At 69.6% G+C, this 20122-nt stretch carries 16 protein-coding genes; 2 read left to right on the top strand and 14 right to left on the bottom strand.

Annotation, left to right across the window (positions count from 1 at the left end; translation table 11 throughout):
- From SOM08_RS11930 to SOM08_RS11870, 13 genes are all read right to left on the bottom strand, one after another.
- A complete protein-coding gene (locus SOM08_RS11930) occupies positions 1-1596 on the bottom strand; it encodes an ArnT family glycosyltransferase (RefSeq protein WP_116957393.1) in 1596 nt (531 codons plus the stop codon).
- The gene (locus SOM08_RS11925; protein ID WP_116957394.1) at positions 1583-2806 is read right to left on the bottom strand and encodes a glycosyltransferase family 4 protein; all 1224 of its coding nucleotides are present in this window, start codon (positions 2804-2806) and stop codon (positions 1583-1585) included. The genes SOM08_RS11930 and SOM08_RS11925 overlap by 14 nt, the downstream gene beginning before the upstream one ends.
- On the bottom strand, positions 2803-3984 hold the full coding sequence (locus tag SOM08_RS11920) for a glycosyltransferase family 4 protein (protein WP_116957395.1): 1182 nt from the start codon (positions 3982-3984) through the stop codon (positions 2803-2805). The genes SOM08_RS11925 and SOM08_RS11920 overlap by 4 nt, the downstream gene beginning before the upstream one ends.
- 7 nt (positions 3985-3991) lie before the next feature.
- Positions 3992-5149: a TIGR03088 family PEP-CTERM/XrtA system glycosyltransferase gene (locus SOM08_RS11915; RefSeq protein ID WP_322469009.1), complete on the bottom strand. Its 1158-nt coding sequence runs from the start codon at positions 5147-5149 to the stop codon at positions 3992-3994.
- Between the two features lie 58 nt (positions 5150-5207).
- Positions 5208-7121: an XrtA/PEP-CTERM system amidotransferase gene (locus tag SOM08_RS11910; RefSeq protein ID WP_322469008.1), complete on the bottom strand. Its 1914-nt coding sequence runs from the start codon at positions 7119-7121 to the stop codon at positions 5208-5210.
- A gap of 1 nt (position 7122) precedes the next feature.
- Positions 7123-8331 carry a TIGR03087 family PEP-CTERM/XrtA system glycosyltransferase gene (locus SOM08_RS11905; RefSeq protein WP_322469007.1) on the bottom strand — a complete coding sequence of 403 codons (1209 nt, stop codon included), beginning with the start codon at positions 8329-8331 and terminating at the stop codon, positions 7123-7125.
- 10 nt (positions 8332-8341) lie between these two features.
- Entirely contained in the window at positions 8342-9397 is a 1056-nt protein-coding gene (locus SOM08_RS11900) for a FemAB family XrtA/PEP-CTERM system-associated protein (RefSeq protein WP_181936392.1), read from the bottom strand.
- Entirely contained in the window at positions 9390-10256 is an 867-nt protein-coding gene (locus SOM08_RS11895) for an XrtA system polysaccharide deacetylase (protein ID WP_116957399.1), read from the bottom strand. Before SOM08_RS11895 ends, SOM08_RS11900 begins: the two co-directional genes overlap by 8 nt.
- A gap of 22 nt (positions 10257-10278) precedes the next feature.
- Positions 10279-11427 carry an XrtA/PEP-CTERM system-associated ATPase gene (locus SOM08_RS11890; RefSeq protein ID WP_116957400.1) on the bottom strand — a complete coding sequence of 383 codons (1149 nt, stop codon included), beginning with the start codon at positions 11425-11427 and terminating at the stop codon, positions 10279-10281.
- Positions 11428-11430: 3 nt separating this feature from the next.
- Positions 11431-12963, bottom strand: coding sequence for a TIGR03016 family PEP-CTERM system-associated outer membrane protein (locus SOM08_RS11885; RefSeq protein ID WP_322469006.1), 1533 nt, complete (start codon positions 12961-12963; stop codon positions 11431-11433).
- Positions 12964-13041: 78 nt separating this feature from the next.
- On the bottom strand, positions 13042-13956 hold the full coding sequence (locus SOM08_RS11880; protein ID WP_116957402.1) for an XrtA-associated tyrosine autokinase: 915 nt from the start codon (positions 13954-13956) through the stop codon (positions 13042-13044).
- Positions 13957-13971: 15 nt separating this feature from the next.
- Positions 13972-15540: an XrtA system polysaccharide chain length determinant gene (locus SOM08_RS11875; protein WP_116957403.1), complete on the bottom strand. Its 1569-nt coding sequence runs from the start codon at positions 15538-15540 to the stop codon at positions 13972-13974.
- A gap of 69 nt (positions 15541-15609) precedes the next feature.
- Entirely contained in the window at positions 15610-16233 is a 624-nt protein-coding gene (locus tag SOM08_RS11870; RefSeq protein ID WP_181936393.1) for an XrtA/PEP-CTERM system exopolysaccharide export protein, read from the bottom strand.
- Between the two features lie 260 nt (positions 16234-16493).
- Here SOM08_RS11870 and SOM08_RS11865 point away from each other — a divergent pair, with 260 nt between their 5' ends.
- Positions 16494-17690: an amino acid aminotransferase gene (locus SOM08_RS11865; RefSeq protein ID WP_322469005.1), complete on the top strand. Its 1197-nt coding sequence runs from the start codon at positions 16494-16496 to the stop codon at positions 17688-17690.
- 81 nt (positions 17691-17771) lie between these two features.
- On the opposite strand, the gene ygiD is transcribed toward SOM08_RS11865, so the two are convergent.
- Complete coding sequence (gene ygiD / locus SOM08_RS11860) at positions 17772-18584, bottom strand: 4,5-DOPA dioxygenase extradiol (protein ID WP_116957405.1); 813 nt, start codon at positions 18582-18584, stop codon at positions 17772-17774.
- 128 nt (positions 18585-18712) lie between these two features.
- Here ygiD and SOM08_RS11855 point away from each other — a divergent pair, with 128 nt between their 5' ends.
- Positions 18713-20110, top strand: coding sequence for a polyhydroxyalkanoate depolymerase (locus tag SOM08_RS11855; protein WP_322469004.1), 1398 nt, complete (start codon positions 18713-18715; stop codon positions 20108-20110).
- Positions 20111-20122: the final 12 nt, after the last annotated feature.

The following is a 20122-nucleotide window of genomic DNA, read 5'->3' as shown; positions in this document are numbered from 1 at the left end:
TCAGTTCGCGGGGATCGTGCGGCCAATCATCTTGAGTTCGATGTTCAGCGGCCTCGGGTTCGGATTGACGGGCCCCTTGTTGCGAAGGATCACCAGCTCGGTCTCGTGCGCGTGGTGATTGGCGGGCGTGGGGATGCGCGCGACCTCCTCGAACTGGGGGCTGGCCATCAGGTGCTCGAAGCGGCGCATGGCCTCCAGGTCGGTCCAGAACCCCGGTTGCATCACCACGTAGTGCACGCCTTGATCGTTGAGCAGCTGGCCGAGTTCCGCTTCGCTCAGGGATTTTTCCTCGACACCGAGCTCACGCCGCACGGACAGGCGCAGCAGGATTTTGTCGGCGCGCAGCACGCTCAGGTCGCGCCGGTCCTCGCGCGCGCGCAGGTTGAAGATGAAGGAGCCGTCGCGGTAGCCGGAGAACAGCACCACGCTGTGGCGCGGCGCCAGGCGCGCGATCTGGTCGACCACGCGCGCATAGCCATCCACGTACGGCACGGGCCGCCACCAGAAGGTGATGGCACCGGTGGACAGCACCAGGGCCAGCAGTGCCGCCTGGCCGCTGAGCACCGGCAGGGCGTCCTGAACCGCCCACACGGCCACGAAGGCCAGGGGCAGCAGCAGGAACACGCTGTGGCGCGCTTCCTTGAGGTCGATCAGGGAAAAGAACACATAGCCCACCACGAACCAGCTCAGCCACAAACCCCACCAGGGCAGCGCGGCACGCTGGCGCCAGGCACGCCACACGCCCCACAGCGCCACGGCCAGCAGAGGCCAGCCCATCTGCGAAGGCAGTTGCTGCAGGTACCACAGCCAGCCCTGCACGCTCCAGCGCGGTGCCACGGCGTCGGCCACGCCGGCGACGGACTGCAGATTGGCCTGGCCGAATTTCAGGGTCATCACGACCACCGGCATCAGGGCGGCCAATGTCAGCGCGGCGATCGCCCAGTGCCGCCCCCGCCGCAACAGGCCCAGGCCCTGGTCGCGCGCCAACACGGCGAGGTAGACCAGGCCCACGAAGCCGACGGTGAGCTTGGTGTTCATGGCCAGCACCAGCAGTGCCGCGCTCAGGCCGAGCCAGCCGATGCGCCCGCTGCGCCGGTGCTCCACGAATGCCACCACGCTCCAGACCAGGAAGGCGTAGGCCGGCACCTCGGTCATCACCTGCCGGCCCCAGAGCGCGATCTCGGGCAGCAGCACCATGAGCAGCGCGAAGGCCAGCGCCGGCAGCGGCGCCAGCCAGCTGCGCCCCAGCCGCCAGCAGCCCAGGCCAAAGGCGAAGTAATGCAGGAAGACCACCAGCAGCGCGACCTCGTGCGACACGCCGAACAGCAGGTAGAACGGCGCGGTCAGCGCATAGAGTAGTGGCGGATAGAAAAGGATGGTGAGCGCCGGGTACTGCGCGTAGTAGTGGTAGGCGTAGCCCACCGGGTCTTGCCAGGGCCGGTCGCGCAGCAGGTCGGCCACGAAGGCGCTGTTGAGCGCGTGGCGCGCCGCGTCGCTCCACCAGAAGGCACCGCCACGCGGCGACTGCCAGTAGAGCAGCGCCAGCACCGCGACCAGCACGGCGCTGACGAGCCACCATGAACTACGCCGCTTCATGCCCTTGACCTCGCGCCGCGAGAGGGGCCCGCCCGATCACCGACCGGAACAGCTCGAGTTGCCCGCGGGTGGTGTCCTCCCACGAGAAGCGCTCCGCGTGTCGTCGCACGGCCTCGCGCGCGGGCGGCGTCAGCATGAGCGCGCGCCAGGCCTCGGCCAGCGAGGCGGCGTCGCGCTCGCGCATGAGCCGGCCGGCGTCCGGCGTGCTCACCACCTCGGGCGTGCCCCAGATGTTGGTGGCGATGACGGGCGTGCCGCAGGCCATGGCTTCGAGCAAGACGTTGGCCCAGCCTTCGCGGCTGCTGCACAGCGTGAGCACGTCGGCCGCGGCGTACCACCACTTCAGCTCGGCCTGCGGCACCACGCCCGCGAAGCGCACGCGATCGGCCACGCCCAGGCGCACGGCCAGGGCCTCCAGCGTCGACCGGTCCGGGCCGGAGCCGGCGATCAGCAGGGTGACGTCCGGCAGCTGCGTGAGCGCCTCGATGGCGATGTGGTGGCCCTTGCGCTCGATCAGCAGGCCGACGGAGAGCAGGTAGCGCCCGTCCACCGGCAGGCCCAGGCGTTCGCGCGCCGCCGCGCGCGGCTCGGGCACGAAGCGCTCCAGGTCCACGCCGTTGCGCAGGGTGTGCAGCTTGGATGCCTCTCCCCCCAGGTCGCGCAGCGTGTCCATGAGCGCCTGGCAGACGCCGATGGAGCCGCTGGCGCGCGCCGCCGTGTCCAGGATCAGGCGGCGCGGGTAGGCGTATTGCGGGATGAGGTTGAGGTCGGTGCCGCGCGCCGTCACCACGAAGGGCTTGCCCAGCCACTTCGCCAACAGGCCGGCGGCGACGCCGTCGGGGTAGTAATAGTGGGCGTCGATGAGGTCGAAATCGAAGCCCTCGCGCTGCAGGCGCCTGAGCAGCGGCAGCGCCGCCAGCGCCATGGCCCAGGGCGCGAGGTTCATGCCCACCTTGGGCAACAGCAGGTAGCGCGGGTGGAACACCTCCAGGCCATTGCGCTCCTCGCGCCGGGGGGTCGCAGCGAACTGGGCGTACTCGCCAAAGCGCTTGGCGGTGGACGGGAACCAGGGCACGGGCGCCACGACCTTGGCCTGCACCTCGCCGCTTTTCACCAGCTCGCGCAACCGCGTCTCCACGAAGATGCCGTGGATGGGCCGCACGCCGCTCGGGAACAGCGAGGAGAAGAGCAGCACCTTCATGGGTTTCATGCGGCCGCCCCGCGGGTTTGTGTCGCCTGGGCCGCCTGGGCCAGCGCCACCGCGCGGCGCGCATTGCCGGTCCAGGTGAGCTCCAGCCGGTCGATGGTGTTGGCGGAGCCCTCGCCCAGCCGCTCGCGCAGCTCCGCGTCGCGGCACACGCGGGTGAGCGCTGCTTCCAGCGCGCCGCGGCCCTGTTCCTCGAACAGCAGTGCGTTGAGCCCGTGCGTGAGCACCTCCATGAGGTTGGGCGTGGCGGGTGCCACCACCGCCTTGCCCAGCGCCAGGTACTCCATGAGCTTGAGCGGCGAGGCGTAGGGTGTGACGGCCGGCTGCAGCGCGATGTCGAAGGCCGCCACGTGCGCGGGCACGGCGTCGCGGTGCACCACGCCGGTGAAAGTGACCCGGTCGGACAGGCCCAGGCGCGCCGCCTGCGCCTCCAGCGCGCCGCGCACCGGGCCATCGCCCACCATCAGCAGGTGGGCCTCGGGCGGCGCGTCGGGCGTGGCCATCCAGTCGATGATGCGGTCCACGCCGTGCCACTCGCGCACGAAGCCGGTGAAGCCCAGCACCAGGCGGCCCTGCAGCCCGAGCTGGCGTTTGGCCTCGTCGCGGCCCGGCGCCTGCGCGAAGTGCGAGCGGTTGATGCCATTGGGCACCACATGGATGCGTTCGGCCGGCACGCCGTAGGCCTTCACGTGGTCCGCCAGCACGGCCGTCACCGGCAGCACGGCATCGGCGCCGCGCCAGGCCATGCCCTCGGCCCAGCGCGCCAGGCGCCGCAGCGACAGGCCGCCGCTGTGCTGCTCGCGCTCGTGCACCAGCGGGGCGTTGACCTCGAGCAGCAGGGGCAGGCCGAGCTTGCGCTTGGCCATGACGCCGGCCAGCAGGAACAGGTTGTAGCGTTCGTAGATCACGTCGGGCTGGAACTCGCGCGCGGCGGCCACCAGTTTGCGGTAGGCCACGGCGCTGTAGCTGATTTCCATCAACTCATAGAGCGCGCGCGGCAGCACGGCCTTGAGGCGGTGCACCCAGCCCACACCACCGCCCATGCGGCCCTCGTCGCCGCCGCTGGCGGGCGCGACGATGCGCACCTCGTGGCCGAGGCCGCGCAGGGCCTCGATCATTTCCTCGATGTGCACGGCCTGGCCGTCTTTGCTGGCGGTGCGGTGGTGGTACAGGATGCGCATGGCGGGTTCAGGCGACCTGCAGGCGCGGCGCCTCGGCGCGCGCGAACAGCGCGGCGTAGGCGTCGACCATGCGGTCGATGGAGTAGTGCAGCTCGGCGCGCTCGCGCGCGGCGCGGGCCAGGCCCTGGGCAAAGGGAGCGTCGTCGTGCAGCCGGTTCAGGGCCCGGGCCATGGCGGCCTCGTCGTCCGAGGGCACCAGCAGGCCGCTGACGCCGTCCTCGAACACGTCGGGGGTGCCGCCCACGGCCGTGGCGAGCACGGGGCGGGCGCTGGCCATGGCCTCCTGCAGCGTGCACGAGGTGCCTTCGGCCTGCGAGGGCAGCACGAACACGTCGAGGGCGCGCAGGATGGCGGCGACGTCGCTGCGCGCGCCCGGCAGCCAGGCCAGGGCGCGCAGGCCGGCCTCGTCGAGCACGCGCTCGACCTCGGCGCGCAGGCCGCCCTCCCCCACGATGACCAGCCGAGCGCGAGCGGCCAGCTCTGGCCGCTCACGCAGCCAGCGCACGAAGGCGCGCGCCAGCAGCGGCTGGTTCTTCACCGTCATGAGCCGGCCCACGGTGCCCACCAGCCAGTGGCGGCCGGGCTCGAAGGGGCAGCCCTCGATGGCCGTCGCGGGGCCGGGCGAAAAGCGGCGCGTGTCCACCCCGTTACCGATCAGGTGGCGCTTGGCCGCCGGCACGCCGACGGCCTCGCCGAGGTAGCGGTCCAGATCGGCCGAGACGGACACGAAGCGGCTCACGAAGGGCGCGTAGGCGCGGCGCAGCCAGCGGTACTTGGCGCTCAGGCCCTGGGGGTCGTGCGCGTCCCAGCCATGCTCGACGTGCACACGCCAGGGCACGCCCGCGGCCCAGGCCACCGGCACCACCTCGAGCGGGGCCAGGTTGCAGCTGTGCAGCACGTCGGGGCGGATTTCGCGCAACAGCCGCCAGATGGCGGGGTACTGCTTGAGCGCGTGGCCCGGCGGCTTGTCGAGCGCGATGAAGCGCACGCCCTCGCGCTCCACGCGCTGGCGGAAGTCGCTCACCGTGGTGAGCGAGAGCACCACGTGCTCGAAGCGCTCGGCCGGCAGCCGGTTGATGAGCTGCACGATGACGTTTTCCAGCCCACCGATGTCGAATCGGTAGACCACGTGCAGCACCCGCAGCCGGCGCGCCCCAGCGCTCATCGGCACGCCTCCGCGCTTTGCGCTGCGGTGCGAACGCCTTCGGGCGGCCGTGCGGCGTTCACGGTTTGTCCTCCGGGCTCAGTTCGTGCCGGCGCAGGAAGGCCTCGAACATCACCAGCATCCACAGCGGCGTGGCGTGGTCGCTGGTGCCGCGCTGGTGCTCGTCCACCAGGCGCTGGAGTTGGCGCTCCTGGAAATAGCCCGAGTCGCGCAGGCGATCGCCCAGCACGGCTTCTTTCACGCGGCCGGCCAGCGGACCGCGCAGCCAGTCGGCCAGCGGCACCGAGAAGCCCATCTTGGGCCGGTAGAGCACGTCGTGCGGCAGCTTGGGTTCCATGGCGCGCTTGAGCAGGGCCTTGCCTTCGCTGCCATCGATCTTCAGGTGGCTGGGCAAGGTGGCCAGCCACTCGATGAGCTCGTGGTCCATCAGCGGTTCGCGCACCTCCAGCGAGTGCGCCATGCTCGCGCGGTCCACCTTGGTGTTGATGTCGCCGACCAGCCAGGTCTTGTAGTCCAGGTACTGGATCAGGGCCAGCGGATCGTCGGTCTGCGCCTGGTCGGCGTGCTGGGTGAAGACGTCCAGCGCGCTGTAGCCGCCCAGGCCCCGCTTGAAGCCCTCGCTGAAGAGCGCGCTGCGCTGGTCGGCGCGCAGGTGGGACATGCTGTGGTGGTAGGCCTCCACGCTGTCCATGGCCAGGGCCTGGAAGGTGGTCTTGGCGCGCAGCGGGCGCGGCGCCCAGTCGGCCTTGGGGTAGATCTGGCCCAGGGGGCCGAAGACCGGCCGGCGCAGGCCCAGCGGCAGGCGGCGGCGCACGGCCTCCTCGCCCAGGTGCAGGCGGTAGCGGCGGTAGCCGCCGAAGCTCTCGTCGCCGCCATCGCCCGACAGGGCCACGGTCACGTGCCGGCGCGCCATCTGGCAGACGCGGTAGGTCGGGATGGCGGAGCTGTCGGCAAAGGGCTCGTCGTAGAGCCAGGCCAGGGTGTCGATGAGGCCGAAGTCGTCGCTGCCCACCACGTCGAGCGTGTGGTTGGTGCGGTAGCGATCGGCCACCATCCTGGCGAAGTCCGACTCGTTGAAGCGGGGGTCGTCGAAGCCGATGGCGCAGGTGTGCACGGGCGATTCGGACAGGCCGGCCATGGTGGCCACCACGGCGCTCGAATCGACGCCGCCCGACAGGAAGGCGCCCAGCGGCACGTCGGCGATCATGCGCAGGCGCACCGACTCGCGCAGGCGCTCGCGCAGCTCGGCCTGGGCGTCGGCGGCGCTGATGGGGTTGTCGGTGGTAAAGCGCACGTCCCAGTAGGCCTGGGGCTCGGGGCGCGCCGCGCCACCGCGGCGCAGCGTGAGCGTGTGCGCCGAGGGCAGCTTGTGCGCGCCCTGGTAGATGCAGCGCGGGTCGGCCACGTAGCCGAGCGAGAAGTACTCCTCCACCGCCAGCGGGTCGATGCGGCGCTGGAAGCCAGGGTGCGAGGTGATGGTCTTGAGTTCGGAGCCAAAGACGAAGCTGCCGTCGGGCAGCCAGGCGTAGTGCAGCGGCTTCACGCCCAGGCGGTCGCGCGCCAGGAACAGGGTCTGCTGGTGGCGGTCCCACAGCGCGAAGGCGAACATGCCGCGCAGGCGCTGCACGCAGGCCGGGCCCCAGGCGCGCCAGGCGTTGACGATGACCTCGGTGTCGCTGCGCGTGCGGAACTTCAGGCCCAGCGAGCGCAGCTCGGGCACGAGCTGCTGGAAGTTGTAGATCTCGCCGTTGAAGACGATGGCGATGCTGCCGTCCTCGCTGAACAGCGGCTGGTCGCCGGTGGACAGGTCGATGACCGACAGGCGCCGGTGGCCCAAGGCCAGGCCGGGCTCCAGGTGCAGCCCGTCGCTGTCGGGGCCGCGGTGCGATTGCACGTCGTTGATGCGGCGCATCAGCGCCGGGTCGAAGGGCCGCAGGCCCACGGGGTCGAACAGGCCGGCGATGCCGCACATATCAGGAGCTCTCCGTGGTGGGCAGCCAGGCCGCCAAGCGGTCCAGGTTGGCCTGCCAGCTGAAGTTCTGGACGACGTGTTCGCGCGCCGCCGCGCCCAGGCGCTCGCGGCGCGCTGGATCGGCCAGCCAGGCGAGCACGCCTTGCGCGAAGCAGTCGGCTTCATCACAGCGCCACAGGCCCTGCTCGGCCGTGGCGCCGATGGGCTCGGCGCAGGACGGGACCGTGATCACGGGCTGCCCCATGGCCATGGCCTCCAGGATCTTGTTCTGTATGCCGCGCGCCACGCGCAGGGGCGCCACCACGGCGGCCGCGTGCTGCAGGTAGGGCTCCACCTGGGGCACGGTGCCGGTGACGTGAACCGCGTCGCTGGCGAGGGTCTGCACGGCCGGCGTGGGGTTGCGGCCCACGATCCAGAAGCTGGCCCGGGGCTCGCGCTCGCGGATGCGCGGCAGCACCTCGTTGGCGAACCAGACCACGGCGTCCACGTTGGGCCAGTAGTCCATGGCGCCGGTGAAGACGATGGCGCGCTCATCGGCGGCAAAGGGCGATGGCAGGGCGGGGTCGGGCCGGAAGCGCTCGGCGTCCACGCCGTTGCCGGCGGCTTCCACGCGGTCGCGGCACTCGGGCGCGAGCGAGGCGAAAAGCTCCACCTCCTGCGGCGTGACGAGAAAGCTGCGGCGCGCGGCCAGGGCCATGTCGCGTTCGTGCGCGAGCAGGCGCCGGCCCTCGCGGCGGTACACCCAGGACAGGGGCCAGCGGTGGGCGGGCGCGTACTGCGTCCACTTGGCCGAGTCCACGTCCACCAGGTCCACCAGCATGGGCACCCGCGGCAGCAGCGCCTGGGCGTAGGGCGCCATGGTGGACGAGAACACCACGCTGGCCACGGGCCGGTGCTCGGCCGCCACCTTTTGCACCCAGTGGCGCAGGCCGGCGTGGCGGTAATAGGCCAGCGACTGGGCCTCGCCCGTGAGCAGCGCGCGCGCGCTGGCGAGCTTGCGCCAGCGCGGGTTCAGGCGCGCCACGTACAGGTCGGGGCACAGGGCGCGCAGGGCGTCCAGGTGGGCCTCGTCGGCGGGGTCGTCGATGAAGGTGGCCAGGAAAACGCGGTGGCGCTGCTGCAGGTGGCGCAGCAGGTGGTACGAGCGCACCTTGTCGCCTTTGTCGGGCGGGTAAGGCATGCGGTGGACGAGGTAGAGCAGCGGTGTCATCGCCCTGCCCTCATCCCAGATTCCTGACGATGTGCGGGCCCAGCCAGTTGGCCACCGGCAGCGGCAGGCGCCGCCAGGTCTCGATCATCAGCTTGTACTTGGGGTTGGCCGGGTTGTTCTGGGGGATGCTGTCGCGCTTGTAGAGCCGGTACTCGTAGTGCAGCGGCGTGGGCTCGAAGCCCCAATTGCGCTTGAACGAGAACGGCCCGGTGCCGACCTTGCTGCGGCCGTAGTCGAAGACCTTGAGGCCGCGCGCGCAGGCGCGGCGCATGAGTTCCCAGTACTTGAAGTCGTTGCCGGCCAGGTCGCGCGCGGCGGTGTCGTCGCCCGCGAAGGTGGGCAGCACCTCGTCGCGGAAATAGAAGCTCAGCACGCTGGACAGCGGCTTGCCCTGGTCGTCGGTGACGGTGAGCACCTCGCAGTCGTCGCCGAAGGTGTCGCGCAAGGCCTGGAAGTAGCGCCGCGACAGCGCCGGCGTGCCATGGCGGTGCACGTTGCTGGCGTAGAGCGCGAAGAAGCGGTCCACGCCGGGGTCGATGTGCGAGACCAGGCCGTTCTTGATGCCCTTGCGCACCATGGCGCGCTGCTTGCGCGGAATGGCCAGCATGTTGGCCTCTTCGGTGGGTTCGATGGGCTTGCGGAAGGTGACGTACAGCGCGTCCTGCGCGGGCCAGTCGGGGTGGCGGCGCTGCATGTGGCGCAGCTCCAAATGGTCCACGCCCAGGCGCTGGGCGATGGCCTGGGCCTCGGCCTCCAGCGCGGCGCGGGCCTCGTCGTCCAGCGCGGCCACGCCGCCATAGGCCGCGAACGGCAGGCTGCTCAGCGAATGGCCGAACAGGCGGCTATGTACGCGCGCCAGCGGCAGCACGCCGCGGATCTGGCCGTTCGATTCGGCCCACAGGAAATGGGTGTCGTGGCGCAGCACCTCACGCGTGATGCGCTCCCAGCCCGCGCGGTGGAAGAAGGTGGCCTCGGGGCAGGCCGTCACGAAGGCGTCCCAGCGCGCGGCATCCGCGGCGCGCGAGCCGTCGAGGCGGTGCAGGCTCAGGTTCGTGGTCTCAGGCAAGCGCCACCTCTGCCTGCCGGCGCCCGAGGAAGATCTGGTCCATGCGGCCCCAGGGCAGATCCTTCAGGAGCCGGCGCAGCTTGGCCTCGTTGCGCTCGAGATTCACATAGTGGCGAAAGCGCGTCTTCAGGTCGATGCCGGGCACGCGCGGCTGCTCGGCGTCGATCTCCCAGGGGTGGAAATAGAAGATGGCGGACTCGCCGTCGCGCCGGTTCACCGATTCGATCATCCAGCGCGACAGGCTGTAGGGCAGCAGGCGGAAGTAGCCGCCACCGCTGGACGGCAGGTTGCGGCTGAAGACCCGCAGCGTGGTGGGCGGCACCTCGATCAGGCCCTCGCGCACGGGGTGCACGAAGCGCGGTGCGTCGGGCGAGCCATAGTGGTCGTGGCGCACCGGGTAGATGCTGGAGCTGTAGCGGTGCCCGGTGTCGGCCAGCACGTCCAGGGCCCAGAGGTTGCCCTCGCCAATGGAGAAGCTCGGCGCACGGTAGCCCAGCACCTCCACGCCGCCGGTGTCTTCCAGCACGCGCCGCGCGCGCACCACGTCTTCGCGGAAGTCGGTGGCGTCCAGGTCGCTCACGCGCTGGTGGCCATAACCGTGGCTGGCAAGCTCGTGGCCCTGCTCGACGATGCGGCGCACCATGGCCGGGTAGCGCTCGGCGATCCAGCCGAGGGTGAAGAAGGTGGCCTGCGCGCCCTCGTCGGCCAGCATCTGCAGGATGCGGTCCACGTTGCGTTCGACGCGGCACTCGACGCTGTCCCAGTCGCTGCGCCGGATGTAGGGCGCCAGGGCGGAGACCTGGAAGTAGTCCTCGACGTCGATGGTGAGGGCATTCAGGCGATCGGTTTTCATCAACATGAGGTGCTCTCCCTGAAAGGGGTCAGCCCGGCGGCGCGTCGCTGGGCGCGCCGCCCTGCGGACCGTTTCCGTTGCGACCCTTGCGGGCGCCCGCGACGATGCGCCGCAGCGAGCTGAGGATTTCCAGGCTGATGCGCTCCTGGCGCAGCACGCTGCGCTCGATGCGCAACAGGCGCGCGCTGAGCTGCTCGGCCGCCACCTGCGTGAGCTGCTCGGACATGCCCTCGACCATGCCGGGGTCGATGTCCAGGTCCAGCGGTTCGACCTGGTCGGTGAGCGTGGGCGGCATGCCGCGCGGGGGAATCTCGGCCAGCGGGCCCCAGCGGCTGGCGTCTTGCTCGGTGCGCGTGGGCGAGGCGGCGGTCTCGGCCCGGGCCTCGTTCACCACGTCCTGGAAGGCTTCCAGCGTGAGGTGCGGCGTCTCGGCCAGGAAGCCCTGCAGCAGCAGCCGGTCCACCAGCAGGTTGATGCGGCGCGGGATGCCTCCCGACTCCTGGTGCAGCAGCGCGAAGATGCCTTCGTCGAAGGTCGGCTTGTCGGTGGCGCCGGCGCACTTGAGGCGGTGCTCCACGTAGCCGCGCGTGTCCTCCTCGTCCAGCGGGCCCAGGTGGCAGCGCGCCGTGACGCGCTGGCGCAGCTGCAGCATGCGCGGGCTTTGCAGGATGTCGCGGAACTCGGGCTGGCCGATCAGGAAGGTCTGCAGCAGCGCCTGGTCGCCGAACTGGAAGTTGGAGAGCATGCGCAGCTCTTCCACCGCCTGGGGCTGCAGGTTCTGCGCCTCGTCGACGATCAGCAGGCAGCGCTTGCCCTGCGAGACCTGGGTGATGAAGTAGGCCTCCAGGGCCATGAGCATGTCGGCCTTGCTGTTGCCCTTGACGGACACGCCGAACGCAGCGCACACGAGCTTGAGCGCGTCCTCGGCGCCCAGCTGGGTGCTGACGAGCTGGGCGGCCACGACCGAGCCGTTCTCCAAGCTGTCGAGCAGGTCGCGCACGATGGTGGTCTTGCCCGCGCCCACCTCGCCCGTGATGACGATGAAGCCTTCGCCGCGCATGACGCCGTACACCAGGTAGGAGCGCGCCCGCCGGTGCGGCTTGCCCGAAAAATAGAAACGCGGGTCCGGGTTGAGCTGGAAAGGCTTGCTCTTGAGCCCGTAGAAGGCTTCGTACATGGATCAGAACCGATGGGAAACCATGGCCTGGATGGCCGTTTCCCGGTAAGGGGTGGTGGCGTCGAAAGACGAGCGGCGCAGCATCACGACACCGGTGGTGCGGGCGCTCAGGCGCGTGGTCAGCGCCAGGGTGATCGAATCGAGGCGGTTGAACAGCGTGGTGCCCACACCCACGTTTTCCTGGCGCTGGAAGGTGACGCTGGCCGCCGAGCGCGGCGAAAGACGGTGCGCGTAGGCCACGCTCCAGCCCTTTTGCAGGATCTCGCTGGCGAAGTTGAAGTCGTCACCGGTGACCAGGCTGTTGTTGAGCTGGTTCGAGCGCGTGCGCTGGATCGCGGCCGTGAGGGCGCCGCGGTTGAGCATCAGCACGAAGGCGAGTTCCTGGATGCGCTGCTCGGTGACGAAGGACGTGAGGTAGCCGGGGAAGTTGGTGGTGTTGCCCGGCAGGCCCAGGCGCTCCAGCTCGCTCTGCACGCGCTGCGCGCGCTGCACCGGGTCGGGGATGCTGCCGCCGTACAGGGCGTCGAGAAGGCCCGACAGGGTGGTGCTGCCGTCGCCCAGTCCCAGCTGGCTGGTGGAGATGTCGCGCGAGTCCGTGAAACGCACCACCGCGCGGCGCATCTGGTACTCGGCCTGCAGGTTGTGGTCGTGACCGAAGAAGCGCTTGTTCGCGCCCATGGCGATGCGCGCGTTCTGCGTCGGCCGCCAGTTGAAGCCGCCGCCCCAGGTGGAGTAGGACTCGGTGTCGGCCGTGAGCACGTTGTTGGATTCGCGGCCGCCCTGCACGTAGACCAGCAGCGTCGGGGTCACCGCGTAGTTCAGTTGGCCGATCACCTGCTGCAGCGTGACCTTGCGGCCCAGGCTGTAGTCGAGGTTGCTGCGCGAGGCGTCCAGCGCCCAGCCCAGGCGGGCCACGCCCTCGCTGCTGGCCAGGCGGCCCGAAACGGTGTTCTCGTCGATGTCGGATCGGTTGTCGGCCTGGGTGCGCGACGTGAAGCGGCTGTAGCGCAGCTCGTAGTCGACAGCGTCGTTGAAGCTGCCGCGCAGGTAGGGCGAGATGCGGAACTGCTTGGTCTCCGCCAGGTTCGGGCGCTCGAAATCGCCCACCGGCTGCACATCGAAGGCCGACACGCGGCTGCGGCCGACGTTGCCGTTGAATTCGACGAAGGCGGTGTTGTTCCAGGCGTCGAGCAGCAGGTTGGCGTCCAGGCCCTGCAGGTGGTCCTCCTGCCCCACGCCTTGCGCCTGGTACAGGCCGCTGAGCGAGTAGTCCACGCTGCCGGTCAGGCGCGGCAGATTGAACACGGCCAGCACCGAGGCGCCCAGCTCGGTGGTCCATTCGGACTGGCGGTCGGTGCCGCTGAGCAGGTAGTTGTCGGTGTACCACTGGCGGGCGAACACGCGCGGTTCGATCCACACGCGCGGCGGCGGCCCCTGCGGCGTGATCGACTCCTGCACCTGGGTGGCGGCGCCCGGCACTTCCATCGGCACCTGCGCGCGAGCCGTTCCCGCCAGCGCCAGGGTGGCCAGGGCCACGGCGCTCAGTGGCAGGCGGCACCGGGGGCGCGGGATCGAGGGGGTCGCTATCGGGCGCATGGTCTGCCTCGCTGGCCCTCAGGCCGTGGTGTTCGCCTCGGCCGGCGCTTCCGTGCCGTAGCCGTAGCCATAGCCGTAGGAGTTGCGCTCTTCCTCGCGGACCTGGTTGAGCACCATGAGCTTGATCGGGCAGTTCTCGATCGCCTCCAGCGCGTGGCGCACCTGGGCGCGCTGCGTCTGGCCGGCCTGCACCACCATCACGATCTGGCCCATGTGCGTGGCCAATACACGCGACTCGGTGGTCATCAGCAGCGGCGGCGAATCGAAAATGATGATGCGCTCGGGGTAGCGGTGCCCCATCTCCTCCACCAGCGTGCTCATGGCGTCGCTGGCCAGCAGTTCGGTGGCGCGCGCGTGCGGCGTGCCGCTGGGCAGCAGCGTGAGCTTGTCGATGTTGGTGCGCAGCAGCACCTCGGACATCTCGGTCTCGTTGCCCACCAGCAGGTCCATCAGGCCCCGGCCGGACGGCAGACCCAGGGTCTTCATGACCGAGGGACGCGAGACGTCGGCGTCGACCAGCAGCACCGTGTGGTCAAGCTCCATGGCAATGCTCACCGCCAGGTTGATGGCGGTGAAGGTCTTTCCCTCGCCCGCCAGCGCACTGGTGATCATGATGCGGTTGCCGTGGGTCACGGGCGCGGCGCCCTTGCCCATGGCGTTGGCCAGCAGCGGGCGCTTGATGACGCGGAACTGCTCGGCCGTGAGGGAGCGCTGGGCCTTGGGGGTGACGAAGCCCGCTTCCGTCAGGGCGTCCAGGTCGAGCTGCACGACCTTGGAGCTGCTCTGCGGACGCAGGGACTGCGTGGGCCTCGGCATGGCCACGGGCGGGCGCGCCGCGGCAGCCGGCGGGGCCTCGGGGGTGTCGGGTATGTCGGCCCCGGCCTGGCGAAGCTGCTCCAGCCGTTGCGCCGCTTTTTCGATCAGACTTGCCATCGCTTCAGGCCCCATTCAAACGGATGATTGGTGAATGGACAGCGCCACCATGCCCAGCGCGAACAGCAGCACCAGCGCGACGATCGCGACGATCACCCGCAGCAAGCTGCGCCCCTGGCGGTGGCGGATCACCTCGTTTCGCACCTGGGTGACCACGCCCAGCAGGGGCAGGTCGACCGCGCTGCGCAGGCCGGCGGCATCGAAGTACACCGGCCGCAGGTTGCTCACCATGAACGCCACCGCCGCCCCAGCCACCAGCGAAAGCAGCAGCACGCCCGGCAGCAGCACCACGCGGTTGGGGGCCACCGGGCGACGCGACACCTGAGGCGGCTCCACCACGCGGAACTGCGCCACGTGCGCGTCGCTTTGCAGCTCGTTGCTCAGGGCCACGGTCTCGCGCCGCGCGACCAGGTCCTCGTAGTTCTTGCGGTGCACGTCGTAGTCGCGGTTGAGCTGGGCCAGCTCGGCCTCGACCTGCGGCGCCACCTTGGCTTGTTCGCGGATGCGGGCGGCGCGGCCTTCGTACTCGGCCACGCGGGCGCGCAGCGAGGCGACCTGCACTTCGGTGGCGGCCACCGTGCGCGACATCTCCTGCATCGCGGGGTTCATGTCGGGCATGGGCCGGCCGGCGGCCTCGGCCTGCTGGGCGCGCTTGCGCAGGGCCTCGACCTCGCGCGCCTTTTGCTGCTCGAGCTCGGCGATCAGCTTGCGGGTGTTCTGCACGTCGGGGTGCTGCTCGGTGAAGCGCTGCAGCAGGCCGTCGAGGTTGCGGCGCAGCACGTCGATGCGGGCGTCGATCTCGGGCGTGGCAAAGGTCTGGGCGGGCAAGGTGGCGGCGGCGTTGCGGGCCGCGGCGCGCGCCTGCTCGAGCTGGGCACGGGCCGCTTCGCGGGCGCTTTCGGCCTCGCGCAACTCCAGCCGCGCCTGGCTCAGCGTGGTGCTGATTTCGGCCATGCGGCCGGCCATATCCACCCCACCCTGGGTCTGCATGTCGATATGGCGCAGACGAAAGTCCTTCAGCCGTGTCTCGGCGTCGGTGAGCTTGGACTCGTAGTTGCGGATCTGCTCCTCGATGAACTTGCGCGCGTTCTGCGCATCGGCCGTGTATGCCCCCGTGCGCGAGGCGATGAAGGTCTTCATCAGCGCGTCCACCACGCGCAGCGCCAGCTGGGGGTTCTGGTCGCGGTACGAGATGGTGTACAGGTTGTCGCGGCCGGTGGACTTGAGCTGGATGTTGCCCATGATGCGGCCGACCAGCGCGTCCCGCTCGGCCTTGCCGGCCAGGGGCACGCCCAGGTCCTCGGACTGAACCAGCTTCTCGATGGTGGGCCGGCTGATGAGTGTGCGGCCCAGCATCGCCACCTGCTGCTCGACGTCGGGCTGGATCGTCAGGCCCGCCATCAGCGGACGCAGGATGGATTGCGTGTCGACGTACACCCGGGCCGATGCCTCGAAGCGGTCGGGGATGAACATCACGGCGGCGGCGCCCAGGAGGGCCACGGCCCATGCCACGGCCACACCGGTGCGGCGGTACAGCCACATGCCGCGCAGCGCGTTGGTGAGTTGGTGGATCAGTTCATGCATGCGGATTGCGGGACGATCGGGGCAAGCGCGATCACCGTCGGGCGACGGTGATCAAACGGAAGGGCCTGGTCAGAACCAGCCTTGGGGAATGATCAGCACATCGCCCGGCAGCATCTCGACGTTGGCCGAGATGTCGCCGCGCTTGACCAGGTCGTCCAGGCGCACGCTGTAGCGCTTGTTGCCCTCGGCGGCGCGCACGATGGTGGCCTTGTTGCCGCTGGCGAATTCGGTCAGGCCGCCGGAGGCGATCAGCACGTCCATCACCGTCATCTTGTGGCGGAACGGCAGGGCCTGGGGCTTGACGGCCTCACCCACCACGCGGACTTGCTCGCTGTGCGAGCCCACGAAGTTGGTGACGATCACGGTCACGACCGGATCGCGCACGTACTTGCCGAGCGCCTTCTCGACGTCGCGGGCGATTTCCTGGGAGGTCTTGCCCTGGGCAAGAAGTTCGTCGACAAGCGGGGCAGAGACCTTGCCGTCCGGCCGCACGGGCACCACGGCCGACAGCTCCGGGTTGCGCCACACGCTGATGGACAGGGTGTCGCCCGGGCCGACGAGGTAGTTGTAGGACGCGGCGGCGGATGCGGTGGGCGGCGCGGGCGGATACGAACCGCCGCTGGCGCAACCAGCCAGGATGGCCGCAGCCGCCAACATGGCCACGCGGAAGCGGATGGACGTATGTTTTTGCATGCTCACGGCCTCCAAAGAAGGGACAAGTGTTAATAAAAGTAAACAGTCGGCGAATATACCCCAGCACCCTATGGTGAACCACCTTCACGCCTCGGGAAGCTCATTCAAACGTGGGACTCCATGCAGTACTGCACGCGCAGTACATCATGGCGACGGAACCGCAGTCAAAGGTCGACACCTGACGAAGCTCCGATACCCCCGGCCGTGCGGTGGCCTGCGCTCTAGAATTCCGGGTCTTCCACCTCTTCCCCAGCCCCCTCATGAGCCTCTTCTCCGCCGTTGAAATGGCCCCCCGCGACCCGATCCTGGGTCTGAACGAGCAATTCGCCGCCGACAGCAACCCCAACAAGGTGAACCTTGGGGTGGGCGTGTATTTCGACGAGAACGGCAAGCTGCCGCTGCTGCAATGCGTGCAGGCGGCCGAGAAGGCCATGATGGACAAGCCTGCGGCGCGCGGCTACCTGCCCATCGACGGCATCGCCGCCTACGACAACGCGGTCAAGGGCTTGGTGTTCGGGGCCGACAGCGAACCCGTCAAAAGCGGCCGCGTGGCCACCGTGCAGGCCCTGGGCGGCACCGGCGGCCTCAAGATCGGCGCCGACTTCCTCAAGCGCCTGAACCCCTCCGCCAAGGTGCTGATCAGCGACCCGAGCTGGGAAAACCACCGCGCCCTCTTCACCCAGGCCGGCTTCGAGGTCGGCACGTACACCTACTACGACGCGGCCAAGCGCGGCGTGGACTTCGACGGCATGCTGGCCAGCCTGCAGGCCGCCGCGCCCGGCACCATCGCCGTGCTGCACGCCTGCTGCCACAACCCCACCGGCTACGACATCACGCCCGCGCAATGGGACCGCGTGATCGAGGTCGTCAAGGCGCGCGGCCTCACGCCCTTCCTGGACATGGCCTACCAGGGCTTTGGCCACGGCATCGCCGAGGACGGTGCGGTGATCGCCAAGTTCGTGGCCGCCGGCCTGGTGTTCTTCGTCTCCACCTCGTTTTCCAAGAGCTTCAGCCTGTACGGCGAGCGCGTGGGCGCCCTGTCGGTGCTGTGCGCGGACAAGGCCGAAGCCGACCGCGTGCTCTCGCAGCTCAAGATCATGGTCCGCACCAACTACTCCAACCCGCCCATCCATGGCGGCGCGGTGGTGGCGGCCGTACTCACCAACCCCGAGCTGCGTGCGCTGTGGGAGAAAGAGCTGGGCGAGATGCGCGTGCGCATCAAGGCCATGCGCCAGCAACTGGTGGACGGGCTGAAGGCCGCCGGCGTGAAGCAGGACATGGGCTTCATCACCGACCAGATCGGCATGTTCAGCTACTCCGGCCTGACCAAGGACCAGATGGTGCGCCTGCGCAACGAGTTCGGCGTCTACGGCACCGACACCGGCCGCATGTGCGTGGCCGCGCTCAACGGCAAAAACATCGGGCACGTCTGCCAGTCCATCGCCGCGGTGCTCTGAGCGCAGCCTGGCCAGGGGGCGCCCCGCAAGCGCCTTCGCCGGGCCGCAGGCGCCGCCCCTGTCAGGCAAGCGCGCCGTGGCTTACCCCCAGATGACCGATCTCATCGAGATCGCGGCGGCCTGGAAGCCCTCGTTGAAGAACTCGATGGGCTCGTCCGGGTCGACCGCGCCGGCCGCGTAAAGCAGCGGCAGGTAGTGGTCCCAGGTGGGCTGCGACAGCTGGGCCATCTCGCCCTGCGACTGGAACGCCGCCAGGCCGGGGGCGTCTCCCGCCTGGATCAGGCCCGCGATGTGGGTGTCAAAGTCCACCGCCCAGTCGTAGGCCTGGTTGTCGGGCACGTCGCGGCGCATGACGCGCAGGTTGTGCACGATGTTGCCGCTGGCCACGACGAAGACGCCGCGCGAGCGCCAGTCCTTCAATTGGCGGCCGATGGCCAGGTGCTCGGCCGGCGGTCGGCCATAGTCCATGCTGAGCTGAACCACGGGGATGTCGGCCTGCGGAAACATGGGCTTGAGCACCGACCAGGCCCCATGGTCCAGCCCCCACTCCCCTTCGTCGACACCGACCGTGCCCTGCCCCTCGGGCAGCTGCAGCGACTGTGCGATTTCGCGCGCCAGGCCGGGCGCGCCGGGTGCGGGGTACTGCTGGTCGAACAGCGCCTGGGGGAACCCCCCGAAATCGTGGATGGTGCGCGGCCGGTCCATGCCGGTGAGCCACCAGCCATGGGTCAGCCAATGGGCCGAGACGCACAGGATCAGGCGAACGCCGGGGATGCGCTCGCGCAGCTGAGGCCCCAGCGCCTGCCAGGTGCGGCGCCAGTGGTTGTCCTCGATGGTGTTCATGGGGCTGCCGTGACCGACGAAGAGCACAGGCAGGCGATGGGGGGCGTTCATGGACGGAATTGTCGGCCAGCCTGGTGCACAAAGGCGACAGTTGGGGTCTTTGCCCCCGTGTTCTCCCCAGAACAAGGCCATCCGCATCCTGCTACATTGCACTGCAACATTTCACGAAGGCATGAGCCATGCTGTACCAGATCTACGAAACCCAGCGCTCATTCATGGAGCCCTTCACCGACCTGGCCGAAGTCGCCTCGCGGATGTTCAGCAACCCGCAGCTGCCTTTCGCGCAGCTGCCCCTGGCCCAGCGCATCTCGGCCGGCTACGACCTGCTGCACCGTCTGGGCAAGGACTACGAGAAACCCGAGTTCGGCATCCGGACGGTGGACGTGAACGGCGTGAACGTGGCCATCCATGAGCGGGTGGACATCGACAAGCCCTTCTGCGAGCTGCGCCGCTTCAAGCGCTTCACGGACGACCCCAACACCCTGACCGCCCTCAAGGTGCAGCCGGTGGTGCTGGTGGTGGCGCCGCTGTCGGGCCACTACGCCACCCTGCTGCGCGACACGGTTCGCACCCTGCTCAAGGACCACAAGGTCTACATCACCGACTGGAAGAACGCCCGCCTGGTGCCGCTGGCCGAGGGCGAGTTCCACCTGGACGACTACATCAACTACGTGCAGGAGTTCATCGGTCACGTGCAGGGCATCTACGGCAACTGCCACGTGATGAGCGTGTGCCAGCCCACGGTGCCGGTGCTGGCCGCGGTGTCGCTGATGGCCAGCCGGGGTGAAAAGGTGCCCCTGTCCATGACCATGATGGGCGGCCCGATCGACGCCCGCAAATCGCCCACGGCGGTGAACAACCTGGCCATGCAGCGCAGCTACGAGTGGTTCGAGAACAACGTCATCTACCGTGTGCCGGAGAAGTTCCCCGGCGCCGGCCGGCGCGTGTACCCGGGCTTCCTGCAGCACAGCGGCTTCGTGGCCATGAACCCGGACCGCCACGCCTCCAGCCACTACGACTACTTCCAGGACCTGGTGAAAGGCGACAACGACAGCGCCGAGGCGCACCGCAAGTTCTACGACGAGTACAACGCCGTGCTCGACATGGACGCCGACTACTACCTCGAAACCATCAGGACCGTGTTCCAGGACTTCGAGCTCGTCAAGGGCACCTGGGACGTGCGCAACGAACGGGGCGAGCTGGAGCGCGTGCGCCCGCAGGACATCCGCGAGGGCGGCCTGCTGACCATCGAGGGCGAGCTCGACGACATTTCGGGCGCCGGCCAGACCGCCGCCGCCCACGGGCTGTGCGCCGGCATCCCCCAAGCGCACCACCTGCACTACGAGGCCAAGGGCGCTGGCCACTACGGCATCTTCAGCGGCCGGCGCTGGCGCGAGATGGTCTACCCGGTGGTCAAGGCCTTCATCGCGGCGCACCAGCCGCCCCAGGCGGTGGCCGCCGGCGTGCGTGCCGCGCCGAAGGCCGCGGCCAAGACCGGCGCCGCCAAAGCCCGCGCGAAGCCGGCCGCCAAGGCGGCGCCGACATCCCCCGCGCGCCGCAAGCCGGCCACGGTCTGAAGCCCGGCGGCC

This window comes from Hydrogenophaga sp. SNF1 (genome assembly GCF_034421675.1).
GTDB lineage: Bacteria > Pseudomonadota > Gammaproteobacteria > Burkholderiales > Burkholderiaceae_C > Hydrogenophaga > Hydrogenophaga borbori.
Note: the sequence above shows the minus strand (reverse complement) of the source record. Positions and strands in the feature narration are given on the sequence as shown.

Excerpts from the sequence above, each read along its gene's own strand:
- SOM08_RS11930 (WP_116957393.1), bottom strand. The coding sequence starts at position 1,596 with ATGAAGCGGCGTAGTTCATGGTGGCTCGTCAGCGCCGTGCTGGTCGCG.
- SOM08_RS11925 (WP_116957394.1), bottom strand. The coding sequence starts at position 2,806 with ATGAAACCCATGAAGGTGCTGCTCTTCTCCTCGCTGTTCCCGAGCGGC.
- SOM08_RS11920 (WP_116957395.1), bottom strand. The coding sequence starts at position 3,984 with ATGCGCATCCTGTACCACCACCGCACCGCCAGCAAAGACGGCCAGGCC.
- SOM08_RS11915 (WP_322469009.1), bottom strand. The coding sequence starts at position 5,149 with ATGAGCGCTGGGGCGCGCCGGCTGCGGGTGCTGCACGTGGTCTACCGA.
- SOM08_RS11910 (WP_322469008.1), bottom strand. The coding sequence starts at position 7,121 with ATGTGCGGCATCGCCGGCCTGTTCGACCCCGTGGGCCTGCGGCCCTTC.
- SOM08_RS11905 (WP_322469007.1), bottom strand. The coding sequence starts at position 8,331 with ATGACACCGCTGCTCTACCTCGTCCACCGCATGCCTTACCCGCCCGAC.
- SOM08_RS11895 (WP_116957399.1), bottom strand. The coding sequence starts at position 10,256 with ATGTTGATGAAAACCGATCGCCTGAATGCCCTCACCATCGACGTCGAG.
- SOM08_RS11890 (WP_116957400.1), bottom strand. The coding sequence starts at position 11,427 with ATGTACGAAGCCTTCTACGGGCTCAAGAGCAAGCCTTTCCAGCTCAAC.
- SOM08_RS11880 (WP_116957402.1), bottom strand. The coding sequence starts at position 13,956 with ATGGCAAGTCTGATCGAAAAAGCGGCGCAACGGCTGGAGCAGCTTCGC.
- SOM08_RS11875 (WP_116957403.1), bottom strand. The coding sequence starts at position 15,540 with ATGCATGAACTGATCCACCAACTCACCAACGCGCTGCGCGGCATGTGG.
- SOM08_RS11870 (WP_181936393.1), bottom strand. The coding sequence starts at position 16,233 with ATGCAAAAACATACGTCCATCCGCTTCCGCGTGGCCATGTTGGCGGCT.
- SOM08_RS11865 (WP_322469005.1), top strand. The coding sequence starts at position 16,494 with ATGAGCCTCTTCTCCGCCGTTGAAATGGCCCCCCGCGACCCGATCCTG.
- ygiD (WP_116957405.1), bottom strand. The coding sequence starts at position 18,584 with ATGAACGCCCCCCATCGCCTGCCTGTGCTCTTCGTCGGTCACGGCAGC.
- SOM08_RS11855 (WP_322469004.1), top strand. The coding sequence starts at position 18,713 with ATGCTGTACCAGATCTACGAAACCCAGCGCTCATTCATGGAGCCCTTC.